Genomic DNA, 24,897 nt, shown 5'->3' with positions numbered 1-24,897 from the left:
CGCTTATCCTTTTGCTTCAACTTGCTCTGGCTTGATGGTACGGATAATCCAGATCAACGATGCAATCAGGAAGAACGCACTTGGTGGCAGCAGAAGCAGACCGTTTGGCTGATACCAACCACCCTCAGAGATCTTGCTTAAGATCTCGACACCAAATAGCGAACCGTTACCAAACAATTCACGCACGAAGCCAACTGACAACAAGATGGCACCATAACCCAGACCGTTACCGATACCGTCCATGAAGCTCATCATAGGCGGCGTCTTCATCGCGTAAGCTTCGGCGCGGCCCATTACAATACAGTTGGTGATGATCAGACCCACGAATACCGACAGCTGCTTAGCCACATCATAGGCATAAGCTTGCAGTACCTGGTCAACCACGATCACCAGTGAAGCGATAATGGTCATCTGAACGATAATACGCACACTGCTTGGAATGTGGTTACGTATCATAGAGATGAACAAGTTAGACAAGGCCGTTACGGCAGTCAGAGCTATGGTCATTACCAAGGCAGTTTCCATCTTACTGGTTACCGCCAGGGCACTACATACACCCAGGATCTGCAACGCAATCGGGTTGTTACTAATGATAGGTCCAGTCAGAACCTGTTTAAGTTCTTTTGCGTCAGCCATTAGCTCAGTCCTCCGTTGCGCGCCTTCTCAAGAAAACGTGCAAAACCTTCTTTACCCAACCAGAAATCCAGTGAGTGCTGTACACCGTTACTGGTCAGTGTTGCACCCGATAGTGCGTCAACACCGTGAACGCTCTCTGCAACGGCAGGGTTCTTAGTCACTTTGATAGCCAGGTTACCTTGGTCATCATAAAGCTTCTTACCCTTCCACTTGGCGATCCACTTAGGATTCTGAACTTCACCACCAAGGCCCGGAGTTTCACCCGAACCGGTAAAGTCGTAGTAAACCAAGCTGCGAACTGTGTTCAGGTCAGACTCAACGGCTAGGAAGGCGTACATGGTTGACCATAGACCGTAACCCTTAACCGGAATGATCACTGTCTGTAGTGCACCAGCGTCATCGCGTACCAGGTAAACCACGCCCTTGTTCGCCACGCGCTTAACTGAAGCGATGTCGTGCTCAGGCTTGAAAGAGGTCTCTACGGTGCGAGCCGCTTTCTCTGTGTCGAATGTGTCGGCGTTGCCTTCAACCCAGTCACCAGACTTAAGGTCAACCAGCTTAGCTTCAACATACTTGTCGTAAGTCTCAAGGATCTTAGCCTTGCTGACTTCACCAGACTTAGTGTCTACCAGGCCAGCGGCTTCAAGAATGTACTTTTGCTTATCAAGCAATTTGTTTTCTTGTTGAGTTGGCTTAAGCAGTACGGCCGCAGTAGAAACGAATACCGAACAGATAAAACATAATCCAACAACAACAAACAGCGTTCTACCGAACGAATCTTTATTACTAGCCACGAGCAATCCTCCGCTTGATATTCGCTTGAACCACGAAGTGGTCGAATAGCGGCGCAAATAGGTTGGCAAACAGAATGGCCAACATCATACCTTCTGGGAAAGCAGGGTTAATGACACGGATGAATACGGCCATAGCACCAATCAAAATACCGTACGCCCACTTCGCTTGATTGGTGAAAGACGCAGAAACTGGGTCAGTCGCCATGAACATCATACCGAAGGCAAAGCCACCCAGTACCATGTGCCAGTACCAAGGCATCGCAAACATAGGGTTGGTATCGCTACCGATAGCGTTAAGCAGCAGAGAGACGGCAATCATACCGACCATCACACCACCAACGATGCGCCATGACGCGATACGGGTATAGATGATGACCAGGCCACCTAGCAGAATCGCCAGCGTAGACACTTCACCAACAGAACCTGGGATGAAACCTAGGAAGGCGTCCCACCAAGCTTGGTTAAAGCCATAGTCCAGAGTGCCCTGTGCCGCTTGGCTCAGCGCCGTCGCACCAGAGAAACCGTCTGCAACCACCCAAGTGGTGTCGCCTGACATGTTTAGCGGGTAAGCGAAGAACAGGAAGGCACGACCGGCCAATGCAGGGTTAAGGAAGTTACGTCCAGTACCACCGAAGATCTCTTTCGCCACGACTACACCGAAGGTGATACCCAGCGCCACCATCCATAGCGGAATGGTTGCCGGCAGAGTCAGGGCAAACAGGATAGAGGTAACGAAGAAACCTTCGTTAACTTCGTGGCCACGTACTGTTGCAAACAGGACTTCCCAGATACCCCCCACGGCGAAGGTCACCGCGTAGATAGGCAGGAACCAACAGGCGCCGTACCACATCAGGGCAGCAACACCCGAATCAGCCGTCAGCTCAGTACCGAACAGGCCAAACAATGCAGTTTGCCAGGTATCCGGCGTCGCAAAGCCAGCGAGCAAGGCATCTTGTGCCTGAAGACCCACGTTATACATACCCACGAACATCGCAGGGAATGCACAGGCCCAAACCGTAATCATCATACGCTTCAGGTCTAAGTTATCACGCACATGGGTACGACCCTTGTTTACGTGACCTGGGGTATAAAATACCGTGTATGCCGCTTCGAACAGCGCATACCATTTCTCGTATTTCCCGCCCTTCTCAAACTGGGGTTCAATACTTTTGAAAAACTGTTTCAAGCCCATTAGCCTTCCCTCACAATCGTATCTAGGCAGTCGCGTAGGTACGACGCGTAGTCATACTTACCAGGACATACGAAAGTACATAGTGCCAAATCTTCTTCGTCTAACTCTAACGCGCCTAAGGCAGCTGCGCCGTCGGTATCGCCTGACACCAGGTCACGCAATAGCATGGTAGGAAGAATGTCGAGAGGCATAACACGCTCATAGTTGCCGATAGGCACCATGGCGCGGTCAGAGCCCCCTGTGCTGGTCGTCATGTTAAACAGACGAGACGGTGACAGGTGACCCAGGAAAGCGCGCGTGATAGAGAACTTATTGGCACCAGGCATCGCCCAGCCGATAAATTCTTGTTCGCGGCCTTCTTCAAGCAGAGAAACCTGGTTAAAGAAACGTCCCAAGTAGGCGTGTGGGCCAGTGGCTGTCTTACCAGAAAGCACAGAACCTGCGATAACGCGTACATCGCCTTGGGCAGTTTCACCGGCGGTAAGCTCGGCAATAGAGGCGCCACTGTGAGTGCGTACGAGTCTAGGCTTAAGCGCCTTAGGACCCGCAATCGCAACCACGCGCTGAGAGTTTAGCTCACCAGTAGTAAATAGTTGACCGATTGCGATCACATCTTGATAGCCAACATGCCAAACGGTGCGTTTAGCCGATGCAGGCAGAACAAAATGGATATGAGTGCCAGCAAGACCCGCAGGGTGCGGACCGGCAAACTCTTCGACTTGTGCGTTGGCCGCAGGAATATCGGCTCCTGGCGCCTTACACAGATACACCTTACCTTCTGTCAATCGTGCAAGGACTCTTAAGCCATTGGCAAAGTCTTCCTTGTGCTCGTTAATGATAACGGCAGGATCGGCAGCAAGCGGTTGGGTGTCGATAGCGGTCACAAAAATACCGGCAGGCGTTGAGTCAACTGCTGGTGCTTTGCTGAAAGGACGCGTGCGCAATGCAGGCCACATACCTGATTCGATCAGGTTGTCGCGTACGAGTTGCGGCTCTAAGGTGTCTAACGCTGCGGCATCGTACTTAGCGAAAGAAACGCTGTCGTCTCCCTCAACTTCGATCACGACAGACTGAAGAACACGCTGGGCGCCCCGGTTAATTTCTGAGATGGTGCCACTGGCTAAAGCAGTATATTTAACGCCAGGATTCTTTTTGTCTTCAAAAATCACCTGACCTTTCTGCACTTTATCACCCACTTTGATCTTCATCGTGGGGCGCAGGCCAATATACTCTTCACCCAAAGTAGCTACGTGTTTAATGGCTGGGCCATTATGGATAACTTGCTCTGGTCCACCTGTTATAGGCAGGTCCAATCCTTTCTTTATTGTAATCATATCCACAAGCACTACGTTTATGAAGGAAAGATAATGCGTCGCGTTCCTGCTAAATGAGATAGATTTCAAACATCAGCTATCGCATTGAGCTAGCGCAGATTTATTACAGAAATGCGATCGCAATCACGCTGGTCGGGCGCATTTTACCGTAAATAATTGCTTATCGCCATGAAAAATACGGGTGTTTTAAAAGGGATGCGGGGATTTTTACAGTGAGGAGTAGATCACAGTTCGAGAGATTTTTATGATTTAGGTAAACGGAAATTAATTTAGCCCCCTGTCCTAGCAGGGTTATATGGATTTGCGAAGCAAAATTGCCCCCTAAAACGTGCTTTTTTTCGCCCCTTTTTAACGCATAAAAAATCGGCAAAAAGCCGGACTGTTCGACTAAAGTTTAACCATGCAATCAGCCTAACTCAGGCAGAAGTTGGCGCCAATTTGACCATCACTAGCCCCATATGAGCCACCGACAACCGCTAAAAAGACGATGCAGATAGCCCAAAAGCAGCCTAAGCTGCTTTTTATGACATTTTACCGCTCAGATTACCACTCAGATGACGTCAAATCCCGAGAGGGAGTTATAGACCCTTTAGGATCTCATCGCTGAGTTTCAGGTCATCATTGCGATTCACATTCACCCCGGCGGCGATGATGTTCTTGGCGATCTCCTGAGCCTGCTCCAAAGAGTGCATCTCATAGGTACCACACTGGTATTCGTTCAGCTCAGGGATCTCAGACTGTTGCTTCACCTTGAGCACATCTTCCATGGCGGCCAACCAACACTCGGCCACTTCTGCCTCTTTCGGCGTACCGATGAGGCTCATGTAGAAACCGGTGCGACAACCCATGGGCGAGATATCGATGATCTCGACGCGATCGCTGTTGAGGTGGTCACGCATAAAGCCAGCAAAGAGATGCTCCAGGGTATGAATGCCGCGCTCGCTCAGGATCTCCTTATTGGGCACGCAGAAACGCAGATCGAAGACGGTAATGGTATCGCCCTTGGGGGTGGTCATCGTCTTGGCGACACGCACGGCAGGGGCATTCATGCGGGTATGATCTACGGTGAAGCTATCGAGTAACGGCATTATTATTCTCCCAAAATGGTGATGCTCAAACTATCTATTTGCCAACATGCTGAGCACCAGTATGGCGTGCGACGACAGGGTGTTCCCTTGCGCCGCGATAGACCTACACAATATGCGGTAGGTGCCGGGGAAAGTAAAGTGAACTTAGCTCAACGCCTTGAAAGCAAAAAACCACAGCGGCGTTAACCTACTGTGGTCTTCGTTTGGCGCAATCTCATGCGTCATTACGGCCAAGAAGGGCCTAGGCGCTAGTCCTTTTTAGCCTGTACGCTTTTAGCCCTTACATTTGGGCGAGTTAGGCACCTGCACCTCTTGGTCCCACTCTTCGGGGGTAAAGGTGTGCATAGACAGGGCATGGAGCCCGGCGTCGAACTGCGCCTTGAGCGCCTCGTTGACCGCGCGGTGACGGCCGATGAGACGCTGGCCCTCGAACACGGCGCTGGCGACGATCACCTTAAAATGGGTCTCGGAATTTGGCGGCACATGGTGGTTGTCGCTCTCGTTGATCACCTCAAGATGCACAGGGGCTAAGACTTGAGTGAGCGTATCGATTATCTGCTGTTTTACTGACATGGCTATCGTCTCTATCGAATAGAAAACTTAAGTGGCCGCAGAGTACTGTGAGTGGCAACAAAGATCAACTCTCCATCACCCAGACTCCGCAGGCGATCACTTAACCCACAGCCCTTGCCTCAAGCTTAGGTCAGGCTGACTCTGGCATCTTGGGAGACGTTTTCCAACAGCTCGATAACGCTGTCGCCGCTGATCTCATCGGGCACGGATACTGCCAACTTGGCCGAGAATACCGTCTGCCCCAGGGTAGAGACATGGACCCGGTTGCACTCCATCTGCTCAACCTCGAGATCCAGGTTAGAGAGGATATCGACTATCTCCCGCGTCAGCCCCGGCCTGTCTGAGCAGTCCACATTAAATCTCAAGCTGCGGGTGTGTTCACTCAAAACCTCGGCCATGTCGCTGAAGCTAAAGACAAGTTCGGGGAACTGCTGCACAAAATCTGCCTGCAGATCGGCCACCTTATCCTGAGCGATCGCCACCTTCATCATGGCGGCAAACCAGGCATCCATCTTGATCACCTTGCTGCTTAACCACTCGCCACCTGCCTCGCGGGTCAGATTAGCCATCGCCTTAACAACCCCAGGGGTAACGACACCCGTTACCGTGGTCACGAACATCTTATTCATAAGCAACTCCTTCTGGTGATTATCGGGTCCCACAGACATTGTGCGACACACCTGCTCACGATGAGAATAAAACTTTCATCCCTGCAAAGGTGAGAGCTAGCTTACACTTCCCGCCTCGGCGCGATCACTTTATCCATGATGAAAGTGTGGAATTAAATGCCGATAGGTCAAGTTTAGCCTAGGTTGGTTCACCTTGGCCCTTTTCGGCAGCGCATGTTGCCAGCTCGACTGCATGGGCCAGTGCATGATCAACAGATCGCCGCTATTGAGCATCAGCTCGACCTTGGTCTTGCTCTGAGTATGACGCAGAAAGAAGGGACGACTGGCGCCTAATGTGACAGAAGCGATATCCGAGCCCGGGACTATCTCGGCCTCATCGTCGCTGTGCCAGCCCATGGTATCGCTGCCATCATGATAATGGTTGACCAGCACACCATTGCTTACCAGGCCAAAGTCTCGCTGAAGTTTCTCCCGCAGGCGCAAGGCATACTTGGGCCAGGGCTCGGCGCGAATGAAGAGGCCAGAATAGAGATAATCGCAGCCATCATCGCCAAACCACACCTGACGTCTGGGGATGGGATGGGTGCGGCCAAAGAGTGTCAGCTCTGGTCGGCTAAAGGGATAATGTTCGGCCTCATCAAGCAAGGCGTTTTGCTGGGCCTGATTCAGATACCCAGGGATCAGGGTAATAGGCGGCCTGGGAGTCTGTTGCTTCTCAACCCCTTCATCTCTTTCCTCGTGGCCAATCTCATCGAATCCAAACCCTTGCTGTTGCATCTGTTGCTTCCTACTCGCCTAGTCACCTAACTCACACGTCGCCAGGCATATACCTCGCGGGGCAAATCTGCGATAATCGCCGCCCCAATTTTCAAAGTAGCAGCCTAGCCATGACAACTCAATTCTCCGTTGCCGATATCGAGCTGAGTCTCTCCCGTTATCCCGCCAATCAGGTCTCTAACCTGCAGGCCTGGGACGCGGCGGACGAACATCTGATAAAACACCTAAGAGAGATTGAGCAACCCAAAGCCAACACGGCCGTTGTCAACGACAGTTTCGGCGCCCTGTGCACCGCCCTTACTTCCATTGAGGCCGACTGGCCCATCTGGGTCGAGACAGATGCCAAGACGAGTCAGCTAGGCACGCTGCAAAACCTCAAAGCCCATCGGCTAAGCGATAGCAATCTTACCTGGCTCAACAGCCGCGAGCTGCCGCCCCAAGGCCTAAACCTGGTGCTGATGAAGCTGCCGAAGAATCTCAACTATTTTATCCACCAGCTGCAGCGCCTGTCTCAGTCTCTGGCGCCCAACACCCCTGTGTATATTGGCGCCAAGGCAAAGTCGATCAATAAGGCGCTGCTGGAGACCATAGCTAAGTACCTAGGCCCCGCCTCGGCCAGCCTGGCCTGGAAGAAGACCCGGGTGATCACCTGTATCGCCGACGGTAAACCAAGGCGCCTACCGAGCGAGGTGAGCTGGCCGGTGAAAGAGTTTAACCTCAGCATCAGCAACCTTAGCAATGTCTTCGCCGCCAACAAGCTGGATATCGGCGCCCGCATCATGCTGGACAATCTGCCAGAAGGCCAGTTCGACACCATAGTGGATCTCGGCTGCGGCAACGGCATCCTGGGGCTGAGGGCCAAGCAGTGTTATCCGGACGCTGAGGTTCATTTCGTGGATGACTCAGAGATGGCCATCACCTCGGCGAGACAAAACTGGCAAGCGAATAAGCTCGACAATCCAGAGCAAGCCATGCCTCAGGGGCACTTTCACTGGGACGACTGCCTGACCCACCTGGGCGATGAGGTGAAACCGGATCTGGTGCTCTGTAACCCCCCCTTTCATCAGGGCGAGGCTATTACAGATCATATCGCCTGGCAGATGTTTCTAGATGCCTTCCACCAGCTCAGGCCTGGCGGCATGCTGCAGGTGGTGGGCAATCGCCACCTGGGCTATCACGTCAAGCTCAAGCGGATCTTTAAAAACTGCGAAACGGCCGCCTCTAACGGCAAGTTTGTGATCTTGCGGGCTATCAAGTCAGCGAAAGAGCCGGTTAAACCGGCTAAAGATGTGAACGAGCCGGACCATCAAAGCTAATAGCTTGAGCAGCAAACCGAATCTGACCAGCGCATCACTTGACCTACTCGCAACTTAACGTGCAGACACAAAAAACAGGGCCAGGGCCCTGTTTTTTTTATGAGTGAAGCTTAGCGGTTAGTCAGACACTACTTCCCTCTAGATCACCAAGCGATTCTTTTATTAACCTTGTTTTTATTAACCTTGCTTTTAGGAGGCAAGCTTACGCTCGGGCTCGGTATCAGCAATCTCATCTTGCGGCTCGGGCGCCGCCGGCGGCGCAAACATCAAGGCAAGGCGCTGCTTAAGGCTTAGCCCAGGCGCGAAAGCCTCGCTAAACATCGTCTTCCACTCGCTAAAGGTTACGATCAGGGGATTAAAACTGTTCACCGGCTTGGTGATGCCATACTCCACCGTCTCTTCTTCCTTTACATAGGTGCCAAACAGGCGATCCCAGATGATCAGCACGCCGGCATAGTTCTTATCTATATATTGAGGATTGCGCCCATGATGCACCCTGTGATGGGAAGGCGTATTAAACAGCCACTCCAGCGGCCCAAGGGTTTTCACTGCCTGGGTATGCACGAAAAACTGCAGTCCCAGGTTAAGCAGCACGACAAACACCACCCAGTTAGGATCGAAGCCGACCACCACCAGCGGCAGCCAGAAGATCCACATGCCGGCAAAAGGGTACATCAGGCTCTGCCTAAAAGCGGTGCTAAAATTCATGCGCTCCGAGCTATGGTGCGCCACGTGGGCCGCCCACATCCAGCGCACCCTGTGGCTGGCGCGGTGGAACCAGTAGTAGCAAAAGTCCTGGGCGATAATAAGCGCGATAAAGCTACCCAGCCCCATCTGAATATCCAGCAGACGCCAGTCGAACGCCCACAGATATAATTTGGCTATTAATAGCCCGGTGAGAATATCCGCTCCCTGATGCAGGCCCGCCAGGGTAAAGTTACACAGCACCTCGGGCAGATGATAGCGGGCATTATCGGGCAAACGACCACGACGGTCCCCCAGATACCACTCGGCTAGGATACAGACAAAAAACAGCGGCGCCAGCACCAGTAACAGCACCTCGGGGTGCGCGATGAGTGAATTAAAATCCATCTAATTATTCCTTTATATTCCCTAAGTTATTTCCTAAGCACGCCCTACCAGCGGACAAAGTCCCTACCAGCGGGCAAAGTGATCTTCGGTTAAGCCAAGCAGATTATCGATACGATGAGTACGCCCCAGGCCGTCGCGGATCTCGCCGTCGAAATAGCCCAGATACTGCCTGAAGTTGCTCTTCAGCAACCAGAGATTGAGCTTCTCCTGGCGGCGATTCAGCGGGCGGAAGTTGAGCGCCACCCGGCCGTCCTGGGAGCTTATCTGCCAGCTGGCATCATCAGCGGATTCGGGCGCGCGGCTAAAGGCAAAATGCACAGGCCCCAGCAGATGACGCTCGCCGTTGACCCAAAACACATTCTCGTTGCAGCCGGTCTCATTCACCCCCGCCGCCAGGTTGAGGCCGAGCAAATCATCGCCCTGATAGCCATTGATACTGGCCCAGCGCCAGCTGGTCTCACGGCGCATATAACCGGCGGAAAAATCATAGCCCGCCAGGGCGCGGTTGAGGGGCTGTGGCTCGTGATGAATGGTGAGGCTGCCGCCCAGCTTGAGGCAATTGTGCTTCTGGGTATAGGTCCAGCCGCTATAACCTGTCGGGTTACACATGGCCATGGGCAGGCTAAGGGGCATAGGCGTGAGCATCAATTCGGCCTTGATCTGCGCCGTGTCGATGTTGAGCTGCCATATTCCCTCGACAATTTCTATGGTCACCCTACCCTTGCCACTTGCGAGCTGCGCCCTGCCGGCCCAAGGGGAGTCTGCCAGTTGGCAGCCCATGGCCAGCGGCTTGAGCCAGGTGGTTTCCACCAGCTGATTGGCCTTGATGTCATAGAGGTAACAGAAACCTGTACCGGCGTAGCGGATATCGGCAATGGCGACCCCAATCACATACCTTGGCGTCACCACAGAGACAAACTGGAACTGCTTGAAATGAAAATGCCGCGCGAGATGACTGGCAGGCTTGTCCATCACATTGGTATAGCGAAAGTGCTCCAGGCCAAAGGATTTGACCGGGCCATCGAAGTGACCATATTGCACCTGGCCCGAGTTTGAGATCAGGCTATCCGGCGCCCCCAGGGTCTGCACCGCGCTGGGTTGAATATCCATCTTCATTGCTTGTTATCTTTCTTCTCTTTGTTATCTTTCTTATCGGGCTGACGGCCATTTGACCGCACCTTTTTAGTGGAATTTTTACTCTAACGCTTTCTGGTTTAAGTTAAAACCCCGGCGAGCAACAAAGCCTTAACAAACAGGCCTCCCACTGGCATCCAATGAAGATTCTGGTATGCTGATGCCACCTTTTTACAGCATGATTTTCCGCTATGAAACGATTTATTCCCATCATCGCCTGTGCTGGCCTGCTATTTGGCTGCGCCTCTCATACGCCGACCCATATGGCGCTCAATCCGCAGTTGCCTGCTATTGAATCCCAAGGGGTCCCGGCCAAGCCCGTCGCCATCGAGATGATAGACACCCGCTCGGCAAACTTCATTGCCCGCTTTAATAATGAAGGGGATGCCGCCAGGCTCGTGAGCCCATCGGAGTCGCCCCGCCGCCAGCTGGAGCAGGTGTTTCGTGACGGCTTTACCAGGGCGGGATATCGCATCGATCCAAGCTCGGTGAACCATATGCAGCTGCAACTGGAAAAGCTGCTGACCGACGTCAGCGACACTACCTTCGGCTATCAGGCGACCAACGATATCATCATCAATGTGATCGCCAGCAACGAAAGCAAGACCTTTACCAAGCGCTATACCGCCCGTAACCTGGTGTCGGGTCCCTTTAGCGCAGACTTTGCGACCCTGGAGCTGTCGGTCAACGATCTGCTCGGCGATCTGACCGCAAAGATAATCAACGACCCCGAACTCAACCAGTTCATCCAACAATAACTAAGATAAGGAAGTTCACATGAGAATCTGGCTTGGCGCCCTACTGTTACTCGCTTTTTCCGGCCTGGCGCAGGCACTGGACATTCAGAGCGACACCATCTATCCCAAGGTCAAACTGGAAACCACCATGGGTAATATAGTGGTCGAGCTGGATCGTAAGCGTGCCCCCATCACGGTAGATAACTTTCTCACCTATGTGGTCAAGGGGCACTACGACAACACCCTGTTTCACCGCATCATCCCAGGTTTCGTGGTTCAGGGCGGCGGCCTCAATCCCAAGCTGGAAGAGAAGCCCTATGGCAAGCCTATCGTTAACGAGTCGGGCAATGGCCTGAGCAACGGCCTGGGCACCATCGCCATGGCCCGCGAAGACGATCCTCACTCGGCCACCGCGCAATTTTACTTTAACGTAGGTGACAACAAGCGTCTCGACCCCTCTAAGCGTCGCTGGGGTTATGCCGTCTTCGGTGAAGTCAGCGAGGGGATGGAAGTGCTGGAAGCCATGTCCGAAGTAGAGACGCAGATCAATACCAAGCTGGGCTGGCCCGACTTCCCGGTGCAGCCGATCATCCTCAAGAAGGCAACCCTGCTACCGAGACAGTAAATCGTGTCTGCAGGTTTGAGAACCTATTCTGCTAGTTTAAGAAAACTATAAGACTTTGCATTCATTCAAAATTAATGGCACTTTAATTCAAGATTGATGTTTCTTTCATTAAAGTGCCATAAATCAGAACATTAAATTTTTTATCTCAGACAACTGGCGTTCAATCCACTGGCTATACTTAGGCCTGTAGTAGCAAGGAGGCGGACGATGACACCCAATGAGTTCATCGATAATAAAGCGCCCCAGCTGGCTCAATATGGAAAAGCGTTTTTAAATAATCAACTCGATTTCAATGAGATCCAGCTTTACTTATGGGACACCCTAGAAGAGTGGGCACAGTTCAATCATCAGGGTGATGCGCAAACCGATATCGAGCGAGTGTTTTGGCACTTGATACATGCCTTCGACAGGTGGCCCGACTGGACCATACGAGGCAATCAGTTCTTGCGAAAGCAGATAGACGATTGCTGCGATTTTCTCAGTCTCGGTGGCACCTGCCCAAGTTGTTGTATCGGTACCAGACCAAGCTCAATGTCATAGCAACTATCTTTATTAAGATAATTCGAAAAAAAGCCAAGCTCAGTCTTTCCGGACTGGGCTTTTTTCATGACGGATTTTTCACTTTTTATTTGCGGCTCCAGCGTTTAAGCTAACCCCACCTAGCCTGACAACGCCGACTGCTATTTTGATTGCATCCCGAGTTTCCCGATTGCGAGACGCCCTCACCATCTATTTCCACAAGCGGGTATTGATCCTGCTGTTTCTCGGCTTCTCCGCCGGTCTGCCCTTGATGCTGGTGTTCTCAACCCTCTCCTTTTGGCTAAGGGAAGCAGGCATAGATCGCACCGCCATCGGCTACTTCAGCTGGATAGCCCTCGCCTATGGCTTTAAGTGGGCCTGGTCGCCTCTGGTAGATCGCATGTCGCTGCCCTTCTTAACCAAAATATTAGGACGGCGCCGCGGCTGGATGCTCTTCGCACAAATGCTGTTAGTGCTCGCCATTTTAGGCATGAGCCAGAGTGACCCCTTGGCCGACCTGGAGCGCCTGGCGCTGTTCGCCCTCATGGTGGCCTTCGCCTCGGCCACCCAAGATATTGTGATCGACGCCTTTCGCATCGAATCGGCGCCGCAGAAGATGCAGGCCGCCCTCGCAGCCGCCTATCAGGTGGGCTATCGCAGCGCCATGATTGTCGCCACCGCCGGCGCCCTGACCATAGCCGCCTGGGTCGACCCCAATAGCGAGGCCTATGATCTCGCCTCCTGGCAGACTGCTTACCTGGTCATGGCGGGCCTGATGTTTATCGGTATCTTCACCACCCTACTGAGCAGCGAGCCCAAGGTCGAGGCTAAGGAGGCGGACCAGATAGAATCAGACCTGAAGCAGAGCCTATCAGAGCGCTCCCCCAGGCCCGTGGCTGCGGCGGCCTCCTGGCTCTATACCGCTAGCATACTGCCCTTCATCGATTTCTTTAAACGTTACGGCCGCAGCGCCATACTGATCCTGCTGCTGATCTCCTGCTACCGGATCTCGGATATCGTCATGGGGATCATGGCCAACGTCTTCTATGTGGACATGGGCTTCTCTAAGACGGAGATAGCCACCCTCAGTAAGGTGTATGGCTTAATCATGACCCTGGTAGGCGCTGGCGCCGGCGGCATGCTGCTGGCCCGCTACGGCACTATGAAGATCCTCTTCTTAGGCGCCTTCATGGTGGCGGTCACCAACCTGCTCTTCGCCTATCAGGCGATGATCGGCTACAACCTAGAGCTATTGACTGTGGTGATCTCCATCGACAACTTCAGCGCCGGAGTCGCCACCGCAGCCTTTATCGCCTATCTCTCCAGCCTGACCAGTAGCGGCTACAGCGCGACTCAGTATGCCCTGCTCTCCTCCATCATGCTGCTGTTTCCCAAGTTTGTGGCGGGCTTCTCAGGCCAATATATCGATGCCTACGGCTATGTGAACTTCTTCGTCGCCGCCAGCGTCATCGGCTTCCCTGTGCTGGGGCTGATTGTCTTGGTGCAGAAATACGCCCCCCATCCCAACGGCGACGAGCAGGCCGAGCCCCTGGACTCGCAAGATGTGCAGCAGGCGAGAGACCAGTAAGCATGAAACTAATAGACAAGAGACTAGCACCCAAAGCTCACTCGTCTCGATAACAGGCAATAAAAAGCCCCGCTCATCGGCGGGGCTTTTTAATCAGAGCTTAACGCTTCTTAACCTGAAATAGACGAGAATTAGTCTCTGAAGTTATTGAACTGGAACGGCTGGCCCAGATCCGATTCGCGGGCAATCGCCATCACCGCCTGTAGATCGTCACGCTTCTTGCCGGTCACTCGAATCGAGTCGCCCTGAATCGCCGCCTGCACCTTGAGCTTGCTGTCTTTAATCAGCTTCACCAGCTTCTTGGCCACCAGGCTGTCGATCCCCTCTTTAAAGGTCACCTTGAGCGAGAAGGTCTTGCCGCTGTGAATCGCCTTCTCGGCAACGTCCATAGAGGCTGGGTCCACGTTACGCTTGCTCAGCTGGTTGCGCAGCATGTCGACCATCTGCTGGCACTGGAAATCAGACTCAGATGACAGGGTCACCTGATGATCTTTATAGGTGACTTCGCTCTCGACACCGCGAAAATCGAAACGGCTATCCAGTTCGCGGCGCGTATTGTCTACGGCGTTACGCAGTTCAACTTCGTTTACTTCCGATACGATATCCATCGAAGGCATATTTATCATCCTCTATTTAACCACTTTATCTGCCCGCTAGTTTACCCGCTCGGGCCTGTGAGCGCCAAAAATTCTTAATGTTACAACAGGCGTTTCTTAATGACTTTAAGATGACATTTTCCTATGATTGGGCAAAACCACTCAACCTAAGCGACCCGTGAATTCTCGAAAAACCTTTTTTAAGATAGCGCTTCTTCTTGCCATCATAGTGATCAGTTACCTGGTATTCTCCCGCCCTAACTACCCACAAGTGATCCCGCACATGGATAAGCTTGGCCATCTGGGCAGCTTCTTCTGTCTGGCGCTATTAACCCATCTAGCCTTCGAACCTAAGTGGTACAGCCTGGCAGGCATACTGGCCAGCTATGCCCTCTTCATCGAACTGGTACAGTCGCGCCTGCCCTATCGCAGCGCCTCCAGCGCCGATTTTATAGCCGACATGGTGGGTGTGCTCCTATTCTATTTCGGCCTCTGGCTCTACCGCCGCTATATTAAGGCCGCCGTGATCGGTAAAACCCGGGCTAAGACCCAACCATGACGACAAGTGATATGACTCATACGGGTAAGATAGTGATCCTGGGCGCAGGCGCCATAGGTCAGCTGATCTTCCACCAGCTATCAGCCTATGGACTCTCGCCCGCGCTGCTTGGTAGAGACGCAAGCGCGGATAGCCAGACGCTGGAATTCACCAATCTCGATGGTGAGACAGTTACGCGCCAGGCGCAGTTTATCGACAAATCAATGCTGGCCAGCTGCGAGCTGCTTATCGTCTGCGTCAAGGCCTATCAGGTCGAGGCGGCCCTGCTACCACTATTAGATGCCCTCCCGACCGATGCCCACATACTCTTGCTGCACAATGGCATGGGCCCACACCTTAGCGTGGCGCCCCATCTAGCTGGTCGTGGCCTTAGCCTTGGGACCACCTCCCAAGGCGCCCTGAAACTGGGAAGGTGGCAGATAAAACAAACCGGAGCCGGGCTGACACAAGTTGGCCCTGCTCAGGGACCAAGGCTTGCGGACAATCTACGCCGGGCGCTGCTTGGGGCGATTCACAACAGCGAGTGGTGCGAGCCCATTCTGCCCATGCTGTGGCAGAAACTCGCCATCAATATCGCCATCAACCCGCTGACCGCCATCAACGATTGCCGCAACGGCGAGCTGGCCGGTGCTAAATTTACGCCGACCATACATGCACTTGTCCAGGAGGTAGTTAGCGTGGCAAACGCCGATGGGATAGCACTTAACCAAACGCAGCTGACCGAGCGGGTCTATCAGGTGATCCAGCTTACTGCTAGTAATTACTCCTCCATGCATCAGGATATCCACCATGGCCGCCAGACGGAGATCGAGGCGATCACCGGCTACCTACTGAGCCGCGCCGCCGAGCACGGCATAGCCACACCGGCCAACCAGGCCCTCTACCACCAGCTAAAATCCCTTGAGCAGGGCAGCTAACGCCATACACTAGCCTGCACATTAGCCAACTCGCTAACCAACTCTCTAGTCAGCTCTCTAACCAACTCTCTAGCCATACCGGGCAGGACAATTTCTGCCCCACCTCGACATAAGCGTCTAGAATTATTCTTAAAAGGCGCGTGACTCGAGGTGATCGATGAAACGAGAGCAGTGGAACTCTAGGGTAGGTTTTATTTTGGCGGCGGTCGGCTCGGCCATCGGCCTGGGCAACATCTGGCGGTTCCCCTACATGGCCTATGACAACGGCGGCGGCGCCTTCTTCATCCCCTATCTATTCGCCATGATCACCGCCGGCATCCCCTTTATGATCATGGAATTTAGCCTGGGCCATAAGATAAAGAAGACCTCACCGCGCATCTTCGCCCAGCTCGGCCACACCCTCGGCTTCAGACTCGAATGGCTCGGCTGGTTTCAGGTGTTTATCGCCGCGGTGATCGCCGTCTATTATGTGGCCATCATAGGCTGGACCCTCTCCTATCTCGGCTTCTCCTTCAGCCAAGCCTGGGGAGACAATCCCAATGACTTCTTCTTCAATCATTACCTTAAACTCGGCAACAACTCCCCCTCCCACCTGGGCGAGTTTCAAATCGGCATAGCGATCGCCATGAGCATCGCCTGGCTGATGACCTTCATGGCGGTCTTTACCGGCGTCAAAGGAGGGATCGAACGTGCCAACAAGATCATGATGCCCATGCTGTTTATCATGGTGCTGGTCCTTATCGGCCGCATCCTGTTTCTGCCCGGTGCCCTGTCTGGGCTCAACTACCTGTTCGAGCCCGACTTTAGCCGCCTGCTGGATGCCCAAGTCTGGTCCGCCGCCTACGGCCAGATCTTCTTCACCCTCAGCGTCGGCTTCGCCATCATGCTCGCCTATTCCAGCTACCTGCCGAGCAAGGCGGATATCAACAACAACGCTTTCATGACGGTATTGATCAACTGCGGCTTCTCGATTCTGGCGGGGATCTTAATATTCGGCGTGCTCGGCTATATGGCAGAGGAGCAGATGAAACCGCTGACCGAGGTAGTCAGCTCGGGCATAGGCCTGGCGTTTGTCACCATACCCACGGCCATTAACCTTATGCCGGCGCCCTATATTCTCGGCCCCCTCTTCTTCATTGCCCTGGTGATCGCCGGATTAAGCTCCCACATCTCCATTATAGAGGCGGTGACCAGTGCGGTGATCGACAAGTTTCATGTGCGCCGCAAGCCCGCGGCCGTGTTGGTGTGTAGCCTGGGCTATCTGGTTTCCATGGCTTTTGCCACCAATGGTGGCCTACTGCTGCTGGATCTGGTGGACTACTTCATCAACAACATCGCCCTACTGCTCAGCTGCCTGCTGGAGCTGGTGATCATCACCTGGCTGCTCAAGGTGACAGTGATCCACCAGCATGCCAATGAAAATTCAGAGTTTAGGGTCGGCGGCTGGTTTGTGATCTGCCTGCGCTTCATCAGCCCGGCGATTCTGGCCACCATATTGGCGAAGAACCTCTACAACACCTTAGTCAACGGTTATGGCGACTATCCGATTGCCGATCAGCTCTTCTTAGGCTGGGGCCTGGTGGGCACCATGCTCTTCTTTGCCGTGCTGATCAACTTCACCAGCAAGTCGCCTGGCTATCCAGACCAACATCCAGGAGGTAAAACATGAGTCACAGCGCCCTTATCATGATGATGTTTGCATTGACGCTGACCTGGGGCGGCGCCGCCTTGTGTATCGCCATCGCTATTAAACGCAAACAAAAAGAGGAGGCCGACGATTAGCCGGCCCCCTATTACTCATTCAACAAGAGTTAGTTCAAGCAGATCAGCCCAACTGACCTATCTGCTGCAGGCTGAAGGCGGTCAGAGGGTCTATCTCCTTGACCAGCTCCTCAATCTTGATGATCGCCTCCAGTGACCCGCTGTCTTTACGGTAGGAGAGATAGATGGGACGATTCCAGGGCTCCACCCCTTCTACCAGGTAGAGCTGCTTAGATTGCAGAAACGGCTCGACGATCGACAGCGGCAGATAGGCCGCTCCCGCCTTATCCAGAATAAAGTCCAGGGCGATACGCCCGGTGGAGGTACGCAGATAAGGTGGCGGCATACGATAGTGGCGCTCGGCGTGCTCGGAGGCGAAACGTGTGCCCCAATCCACATAAACATACTTATCGCTCAGCGCCTCGCTCTGATCGCAGGGGCGAGTCGAGACCAACACCAGGATAAGGTCGGCCACCTGCTTACACACCAGCTCCTCCGACTTAAGCGGATCGAAGGCGAAGGCCATATCTAGGGTTCGCTCCAGCAGATTACGGTTGAGCTGCTCGCGACTCAGCGCCTCGGCCAGGAAGCCATAGCCGCCGAAGGCATCTGTCACCTTACTCAGGCAGTGCTGCAGATAGGCATCCCAGATATTGGGCGTCCCCGCCATGGTCAGCTGCAACGCCTTATGGTTGGTCAGGGCCAACTCGTTCTTCGCCTGCTCCAGGGTACTCACCATCACCTCGGCATAGGGCACCAGACGCTCACCCGAGGTGGTGAGTTGAATGCTATTGCGATTGCGCACAAACAGGGCGGAGTCGAAGAAGGACTCCAGCTGCTTAATACGGGCGCTCACGGCCGCCTGAGTGATATAGAGATTCTCCGCCGCACGGCCGAAATGCCGGGTTCTGGCCACCTCTAAAAAGGTCTTAAATACTTTGACGTCCATTTTATTCTCTCGGTCAATTTCACCGAGAGAATAACAACTAATCCTAATGGTGACGATAAAAAAGTTTTGTTTCTCTTTTAACGACAAAAATCATAATTTCGCGATCGAAAAACCCTGTAGTTACAGCGTTGCTATCACAGTGAGAGGTTGTTATGTCAGAAGATTCATTTCGTTTTGGTCAAAAGCGTTTTTTTGATGACAAAAACTTTCCCCGCGGCTTCAGTAAGTCCGGAGAGTTCACCTTGTCTGAAGCTGAATTGTTGAGCCTATATGGCGATACTATGCAGGCCTTTGAAGCAGGCGATCTTGAGCCTGAAACTGCAGAGGAAAAACACTTTGTTAAGGTACTAAAACACCCCAACAAGGCTAATACCAAGCTTGAGCATGTATGGTTGAAATACACTAAGCTTACCCGCGAACCAAAAAAGTTCCACACCCTAAACAGCACGAGTAACAAGCGTGTTGAACAGTATGAATATGTGGAATCTCCCCCAGAAGATGAGGTTGCTTAAAGAATGCACATCTGTTTTTTGATGTACCCGTGGGAGCGTATCGATCCTGAAACCGATACCACCCTGAGATTAGTTCATGAGTGCGCGCAGCGTGGTCATACCGTTGCCATCACCACAACCAGTGGGCTGACCATTCGTGACAGTAGTGTCTACGGGTTTTGTCAAATCATCAAGAAAGGGATGAAGATATCGGACAACATTCCCCGCTTTTACCGCTCCGCCGAATTTCATAAGGCGCGCCTGCCCATGGCCGGCTTCGACTGCATCTTTATGCGCGCCAATCCGCCGCTGGATAACCTGGCGCTTAACTTCCTGGATTCGGTAAAGGGCGACACCCTGATCATCAACGATCTCGAAGGGTTAAGAGTCGCTAACAACAAACTCTACACCGCCAGCATGAGCGGTGCGGCAAGCCAGTACATTCCAGCCACCCACGTGTCGAAGAATCGCGACTATCTGCAACGAGTGCTGGAAGAGAGCGAAAGCGATAAGATGATCCTCAAGCCGCTCAACGGATTCGGCGGTCATGGCGTTATCGTGATCGAAAAGAGCGCTCGCCAAAACTTCAGCTCGCTGCTGGACTTCTATATCGGCACCGACGAGCAGAGCAACTATGTGATCTTGCAAGATTACATCGAAGGCGCCGAGGAAGGCGACAAGCGCATCTTGATGCTCAACGGCGAGCCTATTGGCGCCATGCGCCGCGTACCCGCCTCTGGCGAGTTCAGATCTAACGTCCATGCCGGCGGTAGCGTGGTCAGACACACTATCACACGTGAAGAGCGCGAGTTATGCGCCGCCATCGGTCCTAAGCTGGTGCGCGACGGTCTCTACTTCACCGGCCTGGATGTGATCGGCAACAAGCTGGTCGAGGTTAACGTCCTCAGCCCGGGCGGCATCACCCGTATTAACAAGCTTAACCGCGTCCGCCTGCAGAAGCAGGTGATCGATTTCGCCGAAAACATCATCAACTCCAAAGAGCTATTGGTGCAACGTAAGAGTGCATATCGTCAAGCGGTAGAAAATGCAAACCTATAGTCTCGATCAGATGCTCTCCCTGATTAAACGTGGGGAGACATTCTCAGGCCAGCTGGCCTCCTCCGGCTGTGTTGTCACCATCCAAGAGTATCTGCCCGTAGTGTGCACCGCGATTCACGCGGGGCACAACCTGCGCCCTGAGCTGATCAAATTATGTCAGCTGAGCGCAGAGGAGCGTTACTTCGAGGAAGATCCCTTCACCGACGAGGTGATCGCCTCCCAGCCCATTACCCTAGCGGGCAGCGACTCGCGCTTTGAGTACGATCTCAATCGCCCTAAGAGCCTGAGTACCTATTACAAGTCCGCCTGGATGAAGCAAGTGTGGCGCAAGCCGCTAAGCGCCAAACAGCGCGCCATCAGCCACGCCAAACACCAGGATTTCTATCGACTCTACGAGGCCTTAATCGCCAAGTTAGAGAGCATGTTCGGCATGGTGATCGTGTTCGACCTGCACTCCTACAACTACAAGCGTATCGAGAAGGCGACGCCGGTGTTTAACATAGGCACCTCACAGATCGATATGGAGCGCTGGGGCAGCGTGGTTCACAAGTTCCAGCGTGAACTCAAGACCATCACCCTGCCCAACGTGGAAGTAGACGCCGAGCTGGACGTGGCCTTCGAAGGCCGCGGCTACCTGATCGCCCACACCAACGCCCGCTTCGACCGCACCTTAGTGCTGCCGACGGAGATCAAGAAGGTGTTCATGGATGAGTTGACCGGCGAGGTCTACCCCATAGTGCTGGACGATCTCAAGCTGGGACTGAAGAACGCCTTTAGCGCCACCAGCGCCTACTTCCAGCGCAAGCTCAATCGTCAGAGCAAGACCCGTAGCGCCGACATGCTCAGCAGCGCCATCGAGCCCGAGGTGCTGGAGATAGACGCCGCCCTATTCCGCCTGGCACAGAAGGTCGACACGCTGAAGTATGTCAACCCGACCAACCTGGCGGCCGAGCGTCGACGCTTCATGAAGGCGCCGAGTCGTTTCAAGCCAAATTTTGCCTATCGTCAGCTCCCTATCGATGCCAACGAGTTTAAGTATCGTCTCTATCGTCTGCCCATAGACAATATTGCCGATCCCGCGCTCAAGCAGCTCTACAAGGATATCGTTAACAAGCTGGGCGAACAGATAGATCTCCTGACCAGCGTCGGTCAGGAAGGCTTCGTCTACAACTCGCTGCGTTACCATGGCCGCCCGGATAAGAGCGCCATCGCCAACGCCAAGTTCCTGCTGTACGCCAAGGAGATCCCCGAAGAGAGAGGGGAAAGCCTGGATGCCCATCAGGTGTGCGAGATGATGAAGCAGAGCGCCGAGCAGTGGCAGATGCGCTGTAAGATTGGCCTCAGCGGCGCCATCGTTGCCCGCGCCATGGTCAGCTCAAATCCGGCGCAGCTGGCGATCAGCACCCATGCCCAGTTCCATGAGAGCGAGGTGCAGCGGCTGATCCAGCATGAGCTTGGGGTGCATATGGCTACCACGCTCAACGCCAAACAGCAGTCGCTTAAGGTGTTGCGTCTGGGGCTGCCCGGCTCTACCTATACCCAGGAAGGCCTGGCGATTCTGGCCGAGCTTAAGGCGGGCTTCATGGCCCACTCACGCCTCAACACCCTGGCGGCGCGCGTGCTGGCAGTAGACTCAATGCTCAAAGAGCAGGACTTCTATCTCACCTACAGCTATCTCATCGATGAACTGGAGATGGACAAGGATGATGCCTTCGTGACCACGGCCCGCGTCTATCGCGGCGGCGGCTTCACTAAGGACCACCTCTACCTTAGCGGCTTCCTGGATATGTTACACCTCTCCAAGACCCGCAGCCTGGATAACCTACTCGTGGGTAAGACCAGCGTGCAATACCTGGATCTGCTCGATGAGTTGGTGCAGCGCGACTGGCTGGTGCCGCCTAAGTACAACGTCATCCCAACCAGTAACTTAGAAGAGAGCCCTAGCCTCAACTACCTGATCGAGAGCCTGCGCAGCTAAGCGAACCCTTTCTAAGTCGCTCGTCATGGCGGCAAGGTAACTCCCTGCCGTAATGACGCTTACTTATCCTCTTCTCTCTTTTCTCTTCTCTCTTTTCTCTTTTCTCTTTTCTCTTTTCTCTCAATGCTCAGTTTTCACGTCTCACATCACCCGTTCTTATCCCCTGACAAGCACTGTGAACAAGTGCTACAACAACTGCTGCAAGAAGCAGCCCAAAATAAGCAGAGTGTGAGGTAGCAAACTTTGCAAGCACTCGGATTTGCCTTAGGCTAGAGCTTTCTCCCAAAGATGCATAATTCCATGCTAAAACATCTATTTCCCAGTAGCGTCAAGGGCGCCCTGCTCCTCTATGGCCTGCTGCTTACCCTGGTGCTTATCTCGGTTCACCTTATCGATCGCCAGCTGGCGGATCTGATGCACGCCCAGCAGCTGTCACACCCCGCACTAAAGCTTCTGAGTAAGACGCCCTTGCTACTGGAGTTTCTGGCAGGGCTGACCATCTTCGCCTGCATCAGCGAGCGCTTTCGCACCAGGTTCCAGGCCCTGGCCATTGAGTTGGTGCTCACCCTGGCCCTGGCCTTCTCGATTCGCTGGGTCGCCAAACAGCTCTTTGGCCGCACCTGGCCTGAGAGCTGGATAAGTTTAGGCGATGGCCATAATCCCTCCTGGGTAGCCGATCGTATTGAGGCGTTTCATCCTTTTGCCCAGGGACTCGCCTATGATTCCTTCCCCTCGGGACATGCCCTGCTGACCTTCGCCCTCGCCTTCACCTTCTGGCGCCACACGCCTAAGCTGTTGCCCCTCTGGCTTGGCTGCATGCTTGCCGTCATCAGCGGACAGTTGAGCCTCAACTATCACTTTCTCGGGGATCTGCTGGCTGGGGCTAGCTTTGGTCTGCTGGCCAGCCAATTGGCGCTGACGCTACACAACTCCCTCAAGGGACGAATGGCAAGCTTGACCTAGAACAGGTGCGCCGCAATCTATGTAAAAAAAACGTTAAACCATCCTGTATTTATTGGTAAAAAAGGCGTAATTTTAAGGATGTCGCCGCATTTTATTCTACTATTGTCTAAGGCCTCAGCCTTAATTCGAGACGGAAAAAAACTATGAGAGAAGTTAATTTTCGCACCATAGACAAACTCTTCATCAAGATGTCTATTAACGATAAATTTTGGGTCATTGGGGCGCTGTTTTTCATCGCCATCACCTGCATCGGCGTCAGCCGCTATCAAGGCAGCATAGATGCCATAGAGCAAGCCTCGATGACGGCGCTGGAAGGTGAGCTATCGGGCATGGTGCGCGCCCTGGAAACCAGCGGCCAGACCGATAAGTTTGCCAGCCTGAATATCCAGCCCAGCGGCCAGGCAAGCTCAAGCCGCAGCCAAGACAGCGTCACCGCCGTGGTGCGCAGCGCCGCGGGGCAAAACCTGTCGCTGACGCAGAATGTCGCCAGCCACGAGCGCGACGCCAAACAATCGGCCCTCTACAGCCTGCTGCTCACCTATCTCTGGTTACTGCCGTTTGCCGTCCTGCTCTACTGGAACGCCACCTTCATCGGCGGCGCCCTCTGGGTGCTGTGGACCACCACCAAGAATATCGCCAAGGGTGACCTCACCTCACGCCTGGGCTTTCACCCGGGTCGCGACGAGTTTGGCACCATAGGCTGCGCCCTGGACAACGCCATGGACACACTCACCGAGCTTGTGGTCACGGTGAAAGATAATGCCGAGACGCTGCATCACACCGCCAGCTCCTTCGCCTCGGAGAATCAGGAAAGCGAGCGCCAGATCGAGCAGCAATACCAATCCCTCGACTCGGTTGCCACCGCCATGGAGGAGATGACCGCCTCAGCCGGTGAGGTATCCAACATCTCCAACAGCTCGGTGGAGAAAGTGGAGCAAAACTCACAGTCTATCCGTCAGAGCTATGAGCGCGTACAGAAGGCGATCAAGGATATCGAGCAGCTGTCTGGCTTTATCGAGCAAACCTCAGATTCGGTCAGCACCCTCAAGGTCAACGCCACCAAGATCAACGAAGTAATCACCACTATCAACGCCATCTCTGAGCAGACCAACCTGCTGGCGCTTAACGCCGCCATCGAGGCTGCCCGCGCCGGCGAGATGGGCCGTGGCTTCGCCGTGGTTGCCGACGAGGTGAGAACCCTAGCCAGCCGTACTCAGTCGGCCACGGTGGAAATTCAGGCGATGATCGAGAACCTGCAGCAGGAAACCAACAACATAGATAACATCACCCAGCGCACGGTAAAGCAGGCCGAATCCAGCCAGTCGCTGATCACCGAGATAGGCACAGACGTCAGCGCCATCAACGAGTCGTCGCAATCGGTTATCGACATGAGCTTCCAGATAGCGGCCTCCTCGGAGGAACAGAGCGCCGTGGCCAACGATATCGCCTCCGAGCTGAGTGAGATACGCCAGCAGGCCAACGTGATCAAGGAGCTGGCCAACCAGTCCTCGATCGGCGTCAGCCAGCTGTCACAGGCCTCTGAGAGTCTGGGCAAGATCCTCGCCCGCTACCAGACAGCCTAAGACAGCA

Annotated in this window: 26 protein-coding genes; 14 read left to right on the top strand and 12 right to left on the bottom strand. The window is 53.8% G+C overall.

Going from position 1 to position 24,897, the window contains the following annotated elements; genetic code table 11:
- Nucleotides 1-3 precede the first annotated feature (3 nt).
- From K0H81_RS05245 to K0H81_RS05210, 8 genes are all read right to left on the bottom strand, one after another.
- Nucleotides 4-636, bottom strand: a complete 633-nt coding sequence (locus K0H81_RS05245; RefSeq protein ID WP_011866675.1) for an NADH:ubiquinone reductase (Na(+)-transporting) subunit D — start codon at nucleotides 634-636, stop codon at nucleotides 4-6.
- Nucleotides 636-1,430: a Na(+)-translocating NADH-quinone reductase subunit C gene (locus tag K0H81_RS05240; RefSeq protein WP_220060145.1), complete on the bottom strand. Its 795-nt coding sequence runs from the start codon at nucleotides 1,428-1,430 to the stop codon at nucleotides 636-638. Before K0H81_RS05240 ends, K0H81_RS05245 begins: the two co-directional genes overlap by 1 nt.
- Nucleotides 1,423-2,622 (bottom strand): NADH:ubiquinone reductase (Na(+)-transporting) subunit B, encoded by a 1,200-nt coding sequence (locus tag K0H81_RS05235; protein WP_144203705.1) that lies wholly within the window; start codon nucleotides 2,620-2,622, stop codon nucleotides 1,423-1,425. The genes K0H81_RS05240 and K0H81_RS05235 overlap by 8 nt, the downstream gene beginning before the upstream one ends.
- On the bottom strand, nucleotides 2,622-3,956 hold the full coding sequence (locus K0H81_RS05230; RefSeq protein ID WP_144203743.1) for a Na(+)-translocating NADH-quinone reductase subunit A: 1,335 nt from the start codon (nucleotides 3,954-3,956) through the stop codon (nucleotides 2,622-2,624). Before K0H81_RS05230 ends, K0H81_RS05235 begins: the two co-directional genes overlap by 1 nt.
- Before the next feature lie 578 nt (nucleotides 3,957-4,534).
- Nucleotides 4,535-5,044 carry an S-ribosylhomocysteine lyase gene (gene luxS, locus K0H81_RS05225; protein WP_144203704.1) on the bottom strand — a complete coding sequence of 170 codons (510 nt, stop codon included), beginning with the start codon at nucleotides 5,042-5,044 and terminating at the stop codon, nucleotides 4,535-4,537.
- 273 nt (nucleotides 5,045-5,317) lie between these two features.
- Entirely contained in the window at nucleotides 5,318-5,617 is a 300-nt protein-coding gene (locus tag K0H81_RS05220) for a BolA family protein (protein WP_144203703.1), read from the bottom strand.
- Between the two features lie 125 nt (nucleotides 5,618-5,742).
- The gene (locus tag K0H81_RS05215) at nucleotides 5,743-6,246 is read right to left on the bottom strand and encodes an ACT domain-containing protein (RefSeq protein WP_220060144.1); all 504 of its coding nucleotides are present in this window, start codon (nucleotides 6,244-6,246) and stop codon (nucleotides 5,743-5,745) included.
- 129 nt (nucleotides 6,247-6,375) lie between these two features.
- Nucleotides 6,376-7,023 (bottom strand): alpha-ketoglutarate-dependent dioxygenase AlkB family protein, encoded by a 648-nt coding sequence (locus K0H81_RS05210; protein ID WP_220060143.1) that lies wholly within the window; start codon nucleotides 7,021-7,023, stop codon nucleotides 6,376-6,378.
- Between the two features lie 110 nt (nucleotides 7,024-7,133).
- Between K0H81_RS05210 and K0H81_RS05205 the strand changes: the two genes are divergently transcribed.
- A complete protein-coding gene (locus K0H81_RS05205; RefSeq protein WP_220060142.1) occupies nucleotides 7,134-8,339 on the top strand; it encodes a methyltransferase in 1,206 nt (401 codons plus the stop codon).
- A gap of 189 nt (nucleotides 8,340-8,528) precedes the next feature.
- Here K0H81_RS05205 and K0H81_RS05200 read toward each other — a convergent pair whose 3' ends face one another.
- Nucleotides 8,529-9,431, bottom strand: a complete 903-nt coding sequence (locus K0H81_RS05200; RefSeq protein WP_220060141.1) for a sterol desaturase family protein — start codon at nucleotides 9,429-9,431, stop codon at nucleotides 8,529-8,531.
- 63 nt (nucleotides 9,432-9,494) lie between these two features.
- Nucleotides 9,495-10,547 (bottom strand): DUF2804 domain-containing protein, encoded by a 1,053-nt coding sequence (locus K0H81_RS05195; RefSeq protein ID WP_220060140.1) that lies wholly within the window; start codon nucleotides 10,545-10,547, stop codon nucleotides 9,495-9,497.
- A gap of 209 nt (nucleotides 10,548-10,756) precedes the next feature.
- Between K0H81_RS05195 and K0H81_RS05190 the strand changes: the two genes are divergently transcribed.
- The 4 genes from K0H81_RS05190 to K0H81_RS05175 all read left to right on the top strand — a co-directional run bounded on the left by K0H81_RS05190 (nucleotide 10,757) and on the right by K0H81_RS05175 (nucleotide 14,034).
- A complete protein-coding gene (locus tag K0H81_RS05190) occupies nucleotides 10,757-11,323 on the top strand; it encodes a YajG family lipoprotein (protein ID WP_220060139.1) in 567 nt (188 codons plus the stop codon).
- 19 nt (nucleotides 11,324-11,342) lie between these two features.
- The gene (locus K0H81_RS05185; RefSeq protein ID WP_220060138.1) at nucleotides 11,343-11,927 is read left to right on the top strand and encodes a peptidylprolyl isomerase; all 585 of its coding nucleotides are present in this window, start codon (nucleotides 11,343-11,345) and stop codon (nucleotides 11,925-11,927) included.
- A 207-nt stretch (nucleotides 11,928-12,134) separates the two neighbouring features.
- Nucleotides 12,135-12,467: a hypothetical protein gene (locus K0H81_RS05180; protein ID WP_144203695.1), complete on the top strand. Its 333-nt coding sequence runs from the start codon at nucleotides 12,135-12,137 to the stop codon at nucleotides 12,465-12,467.
- Nucleotides 12,468-12,612: 145 nt separating this feature from the next.
- Nucleotides 12,613-14,034 (top strand): AmpG family muropeptide MFS transporter, encoded by a 1,422-nt coding sequence (locus K0H81_RS05175; protein ID WP_220060137.1) that lies wholly within the window; start codon nucleotides 12,613-12,615, stop codon nucleotides 14,032-14,034.
- 131 nt (nucleotides 14,035-14,165) lie between these two features.
- Here the strand turns inward: K0H81_RS05175 and K0H81_RS05170 are convergent, their stop codons facing one another.
- Entirely contained in the window at nucleotides 14,166-14,651 is a 486-nt protein-coding gene (locus K0H81_RS05170; protein ID WP_220060136.1) for a YajQ family cyclic di-GMP-binding protein, read from the bottom strand.
- Nucleotides 14,652-14,808: 157 nt separating this feature from the next.
- Here K0H81_RS05170 and K0H81_RS05165 point away from each other — a divergent pair, with 157 nt between their 5' ends.
- The 4 genes from K0H81_RS05165 to K0H81_RS05150 all read left to right on the top strand — a co-directional run bounded on the left by K0H81_RS05165 (nucleotide 14,809) and on the right by K0H81_RS05150 (nucleotide 17,888).
- Nucleotides 14,809-15,189: a VanZ family protein gene (locus tag K0H81_RS05165; protein WP_220060135.1), complete on the top strand. Its 381-nt coding sequence runs from the start codon at nucleotides 14,809-14,811 to the stop codon at nucleotides 15,187-15,189.
- The gene (locus K0H81_RS05160; RefSeq protein ID WP_220060134.1) at nucleotides 15,186-16,106 is read left to right on the top strand and encodes a ketopantoate reductase family protein; all 921 of its coding nucleotides are present in this window, start codon (nucleotides 15,186-15,188) and stop codon (nucleotides 16,104-16,106) included. The genes K0H81_RS05165 and K0H81_RS05160 overlap by 4 nt, the downstream gene beginning before the upstream one ends.
- A gap of 157 nt (nucleotides 16,107-16,263) precedes the next feature.
- Nucleotides 16,264-17,775 carry a sodium-dependent transporter gene (locus K0H81_RS05155; RefSeq protein ID WP_144203690.1) on the top strand — a complete coding sequence of 504 codons (1,512 nt, stop codon included), beginning with the start codon at nucleotides 16,264-16,266 and terminating at the stop codon, nucleotides 17,773-17,775.
- Nucleotides 17,772-17,888 (top strand): MetS family NSS transporter small subunit, encoded by a 117-nt coding sequence (locus tag K0H81_RS05150; RefSeq protein ID WP_220060133.1) that lies wholly within the window; start codon nucleotides 17,772-17,774, stop codon nucleotides 17,886-17,888. Before K0H81_RS05155 ends, K0H81_RS05150 begins: the two co-directional genes overlap by 4 nt.
- Nucleotides 17,889-17,931: 43 nt before the next feature.
- Here K0H81_RS05150 and K0H81_RS05145 read toward each other — a convergent pair whose 3' ends face one another.
- Nucleotides 17,932-18,816 (bottom strand): LysR family transcriptional regulator, encoded by an 885-nt coding sequence (locus K0H81_RS05145; protein ID WP_011866694.1) that lies wholly within the window; start codon nucleotides 18,814-18,816, stop codon nucleotides 17,932-17,934.
- A gap of 152 nt (nucleotides 18,817-18,968) precedes the next feature.
- Here K0H81_RS05145 and K0H81_RS05140 point away from each other — a divergent pair, with 152 nt between their 5' ends.
- The 5 genes from K0H81_RS05140 (at nucleotide 18,969) to K0H81_RS05120 (ending at nucleotide 24,890) form a co-directional block, all read left to right on the top strand.
- Complete coding sequence (locus K0H81_RS05140) at nucleotides 18,969-19,328, top strand: MaoP family protein (protein WP_144203684.1); 360 nt, start codon at nucleotides 18,969-18,971, stop codon at nucleotides 19,326-19,328.
- 3 nt (nucleotides 19,329-19,331) lie between these two features.
- Nucleotides 19,332-20,366, top strand: a complete 1,035-nt coding sequence (gene gshB, locus K0H81_RS05135; protein ID WP_011866696.1) for a glutathione synthase — start codon at nucleotides 19,332-19,334, stop codon at nucleotides 20,364-20,366.
- Nucleotides 20,353-22,344, top strand: a complete 1,992-nt coding sequence (locus tag K0H81_RS05130; protein WP_220060132.1) for a flavohemoglobin expression-modulating QEGLA motif protein — start codon at nucleotides 20,353-20,355, stop codon at nucleotides 22,342-22,344. The genes gshB and K0H81_RS05130 overlap by 14 nt, the downstream gene beginning before the upstream one ends.
- Nucleotides 22,345-22,644: 300 nt before the next feature.
- The gene (locus K0H81_RS05125; protein ID WP_258406391.1) at nucleotides 22,645-23,307 is read left to right on the top strand and encodes a phosphatase PAP2 family protein; all 663 of its coding nucleotides are present in this window, start codon (nucleotides 22,645-22,647) and stop codon (nucleotides 23,305-23,307) included.
- Nucleotides 23,308-23,450: 143 nt separating this feature from the next.
- The gene (locus K0H81_RS05120) at nucleotides 23,451-24,890 is read left to right on the top strand and encodes a methyl-accepting chemotaxis protein (protein WP_220060130.1); all 1,440 of its coding nucleotides are present in this window, start codon (nucleotides 23,451-23,453) and stop codon (nucleotides 24,888-24,890) included.
- Nucleotides 24,891-24,897: the final 7 nt, after the last annotated feature.

It is taken from the genome of Shewanella halotolerans (assembly GCF_019457535.1).
GTDB lineage: Bacteria > Pseudomonadota > Gammaproteobacteria > Enterobacterales > Shewanellaceae > Shewanella > Shewanella halotolerans.
This window is presented reverse-complemented; position numbering and strand designations above follow the sequence as displayed.

Excerpts from the sequence above, each read along its gene's own strand:
- luxS (WP_144203704.1), bottom strand. The coding sequence starts at position 5,044 with ATGCCGTTACTCGATAGCTTCACCGTAGATCATACCCGCATGAATGCC.
- gshB (WP_011866696.1), top strand. The coding sequence starts at position 19,332 with ATGCACATCTGTTTTTTGATGTACCCGTGGGAGCGTATCGATCCTGAA.
- K0H81_RS05150 (WP_220060133.1), top strand. The coding sequence starts at position 17,772 with ATGAGTCACAGCGCCCTTATCATGATGATGTTTGCATTGACGCTGACC.
- K0H81_RS05190 (WP_220060139.1), top strand. The coding sequence starts at position 10,757 with ATGAAACGATTTATTCCCATCATCGCCTGTGCTGGCCTGCTATTTGGC.
- K0H81_RS05215 (WP_220060144.1), bottom strand. The coding sequence starts at position 6,246 with ATGAATAAGATGTTCGTGACCACGGTAACGGGTGTCGTTACCCCTGGG.
- K0H81_RS05200 (WP_220060141.1), bottom strand. The coding sequence starts at position 9,431 with ATGGATTTTAATTCACTCATCGCGCACCCCGAGGTGCTGTTACTGGTG.
- K0H81_RS05230 (WP_144203743.1), bottom strand. The coding sequence starts at position 3,956 with ATGATTACAATAAAGAAAGGATTGGACCTGCCTATAACAGGTGGACCA.
- K0H81_RS05185 (WP_220060138.1), top strand. The coding sequence starts at position 11,343 with ATGAGAATCTGGCTTGGCGCCCTACTGTTACTCGCTTTTTCCGGCCTG.
- K0H81_RS05160 (WP_220060134.1), top strand. The coding sequence starts at position 15,186 with ATGACGACAAGTGATATGACTCATACGGGTAAGATAGTGATCCTGGGC.
- K0H81_RS05220 (WP_144203703.1), bottom strand. The coding sequence starts at position 5,617 with ATGTCAGTAAAACAGCAGATAATCGATACGCTCACTCAAGTCTTAGCC.
- K0H81_RS05140 (WP_144203684.1), top strand. The coding sequence starts at position 18,969 with ATGTCAGAAGATTCATTTCGTTTTGGTCAAAAGCGTTTTTTTGATGAC.
- K0H81_RS05235 (WP_144203705.1), bottom strand. The coding sequence starts at position 2,622 with ATGGGCTTGAAACAGTTTTTCAAAAGTATTGAACCCCAGTTTGAGAAG.
- K0H81_RS05195 (WP_220060140.1), bottom strand. The coding sequence starts at position 10,547 with ATGAAGATGGATATTCAACCCAGCGCGGTGCAGACCCTGGGGGCGCCG.
- K0H81_RS05120 (WP_220060130.1), top strand. The coding sequence starts at position 23,451 with ATGAGAGAAGTTAATTTTCGCACCATAGACAAACTCTTCATCAAGATG.
- K0H81_RS05170 (WP_220060136.1), bottom strand. The coding sequence starts at position 14,651 with ATGCCTTCGATGGATATCGTATCGGAAGTAAACGAAGTTGAACTGCGT.
- K0H81_RS05125 (WP_258406391.1), top strand. The coding sequence starts at position 22,645 with ATGCTAAAACATCTATTTCCCAGTAGCGTCAAGGGCGCCCTGCTCCTC.
- K0H81_RS05205 (WP_220060142.1), top strand. The coding sequence starts at position 7,134 with ATGACAACTCAATTCTCCGTTGCCGATATCGAGCTGAGTCTCTCCCGT.
- K0H81_RS05145 (WP_011866694.1), bottom strand. The coding sequence starts at position 18,816 with ATGGACGTCAAAGTATTTAAGACCTTTTTAGAGGTGGCCAGAACCCGG.
- K0H81_RS05130 (WP_220060132.1), top strand. The coding sequence starts at position 20,353 with ATGCAAACCTATAGTCTCGATCAGATGCTCTCCCTGATTAAACGTGGG.
- K0H81_RS05245 (WP_011866675.1), bottom strand. The coding sequence starts at position 636 with ATGGCTGACGCAAAAGAACTTAAACAGGTTCTGACTGGACCTATCATT.
- K0H81_RS05155 (WP_144203690.1), top strand. The coding sequence starts at position 16,264 with ATGAAACGAGAGCAGTGGAACTCTAGGGTAGGTTTTATTTTGGCGGCG.
- K0H81_RS05180 (WP_144203695.1), top strand. The coding sequence starts at position 12,135 with ATGACACCCAATGAGTTCATCGATAATAAAGCGCCCCAGCTGGCTCAA.
- K0H81_RS05210 (WP_220060143.1), bottom strand. The coding sequence starts at position 7,023 with ATGCAACAGCAAGGGTTTGGATTCGATGAGATTGGCCACGAGGAAAGA.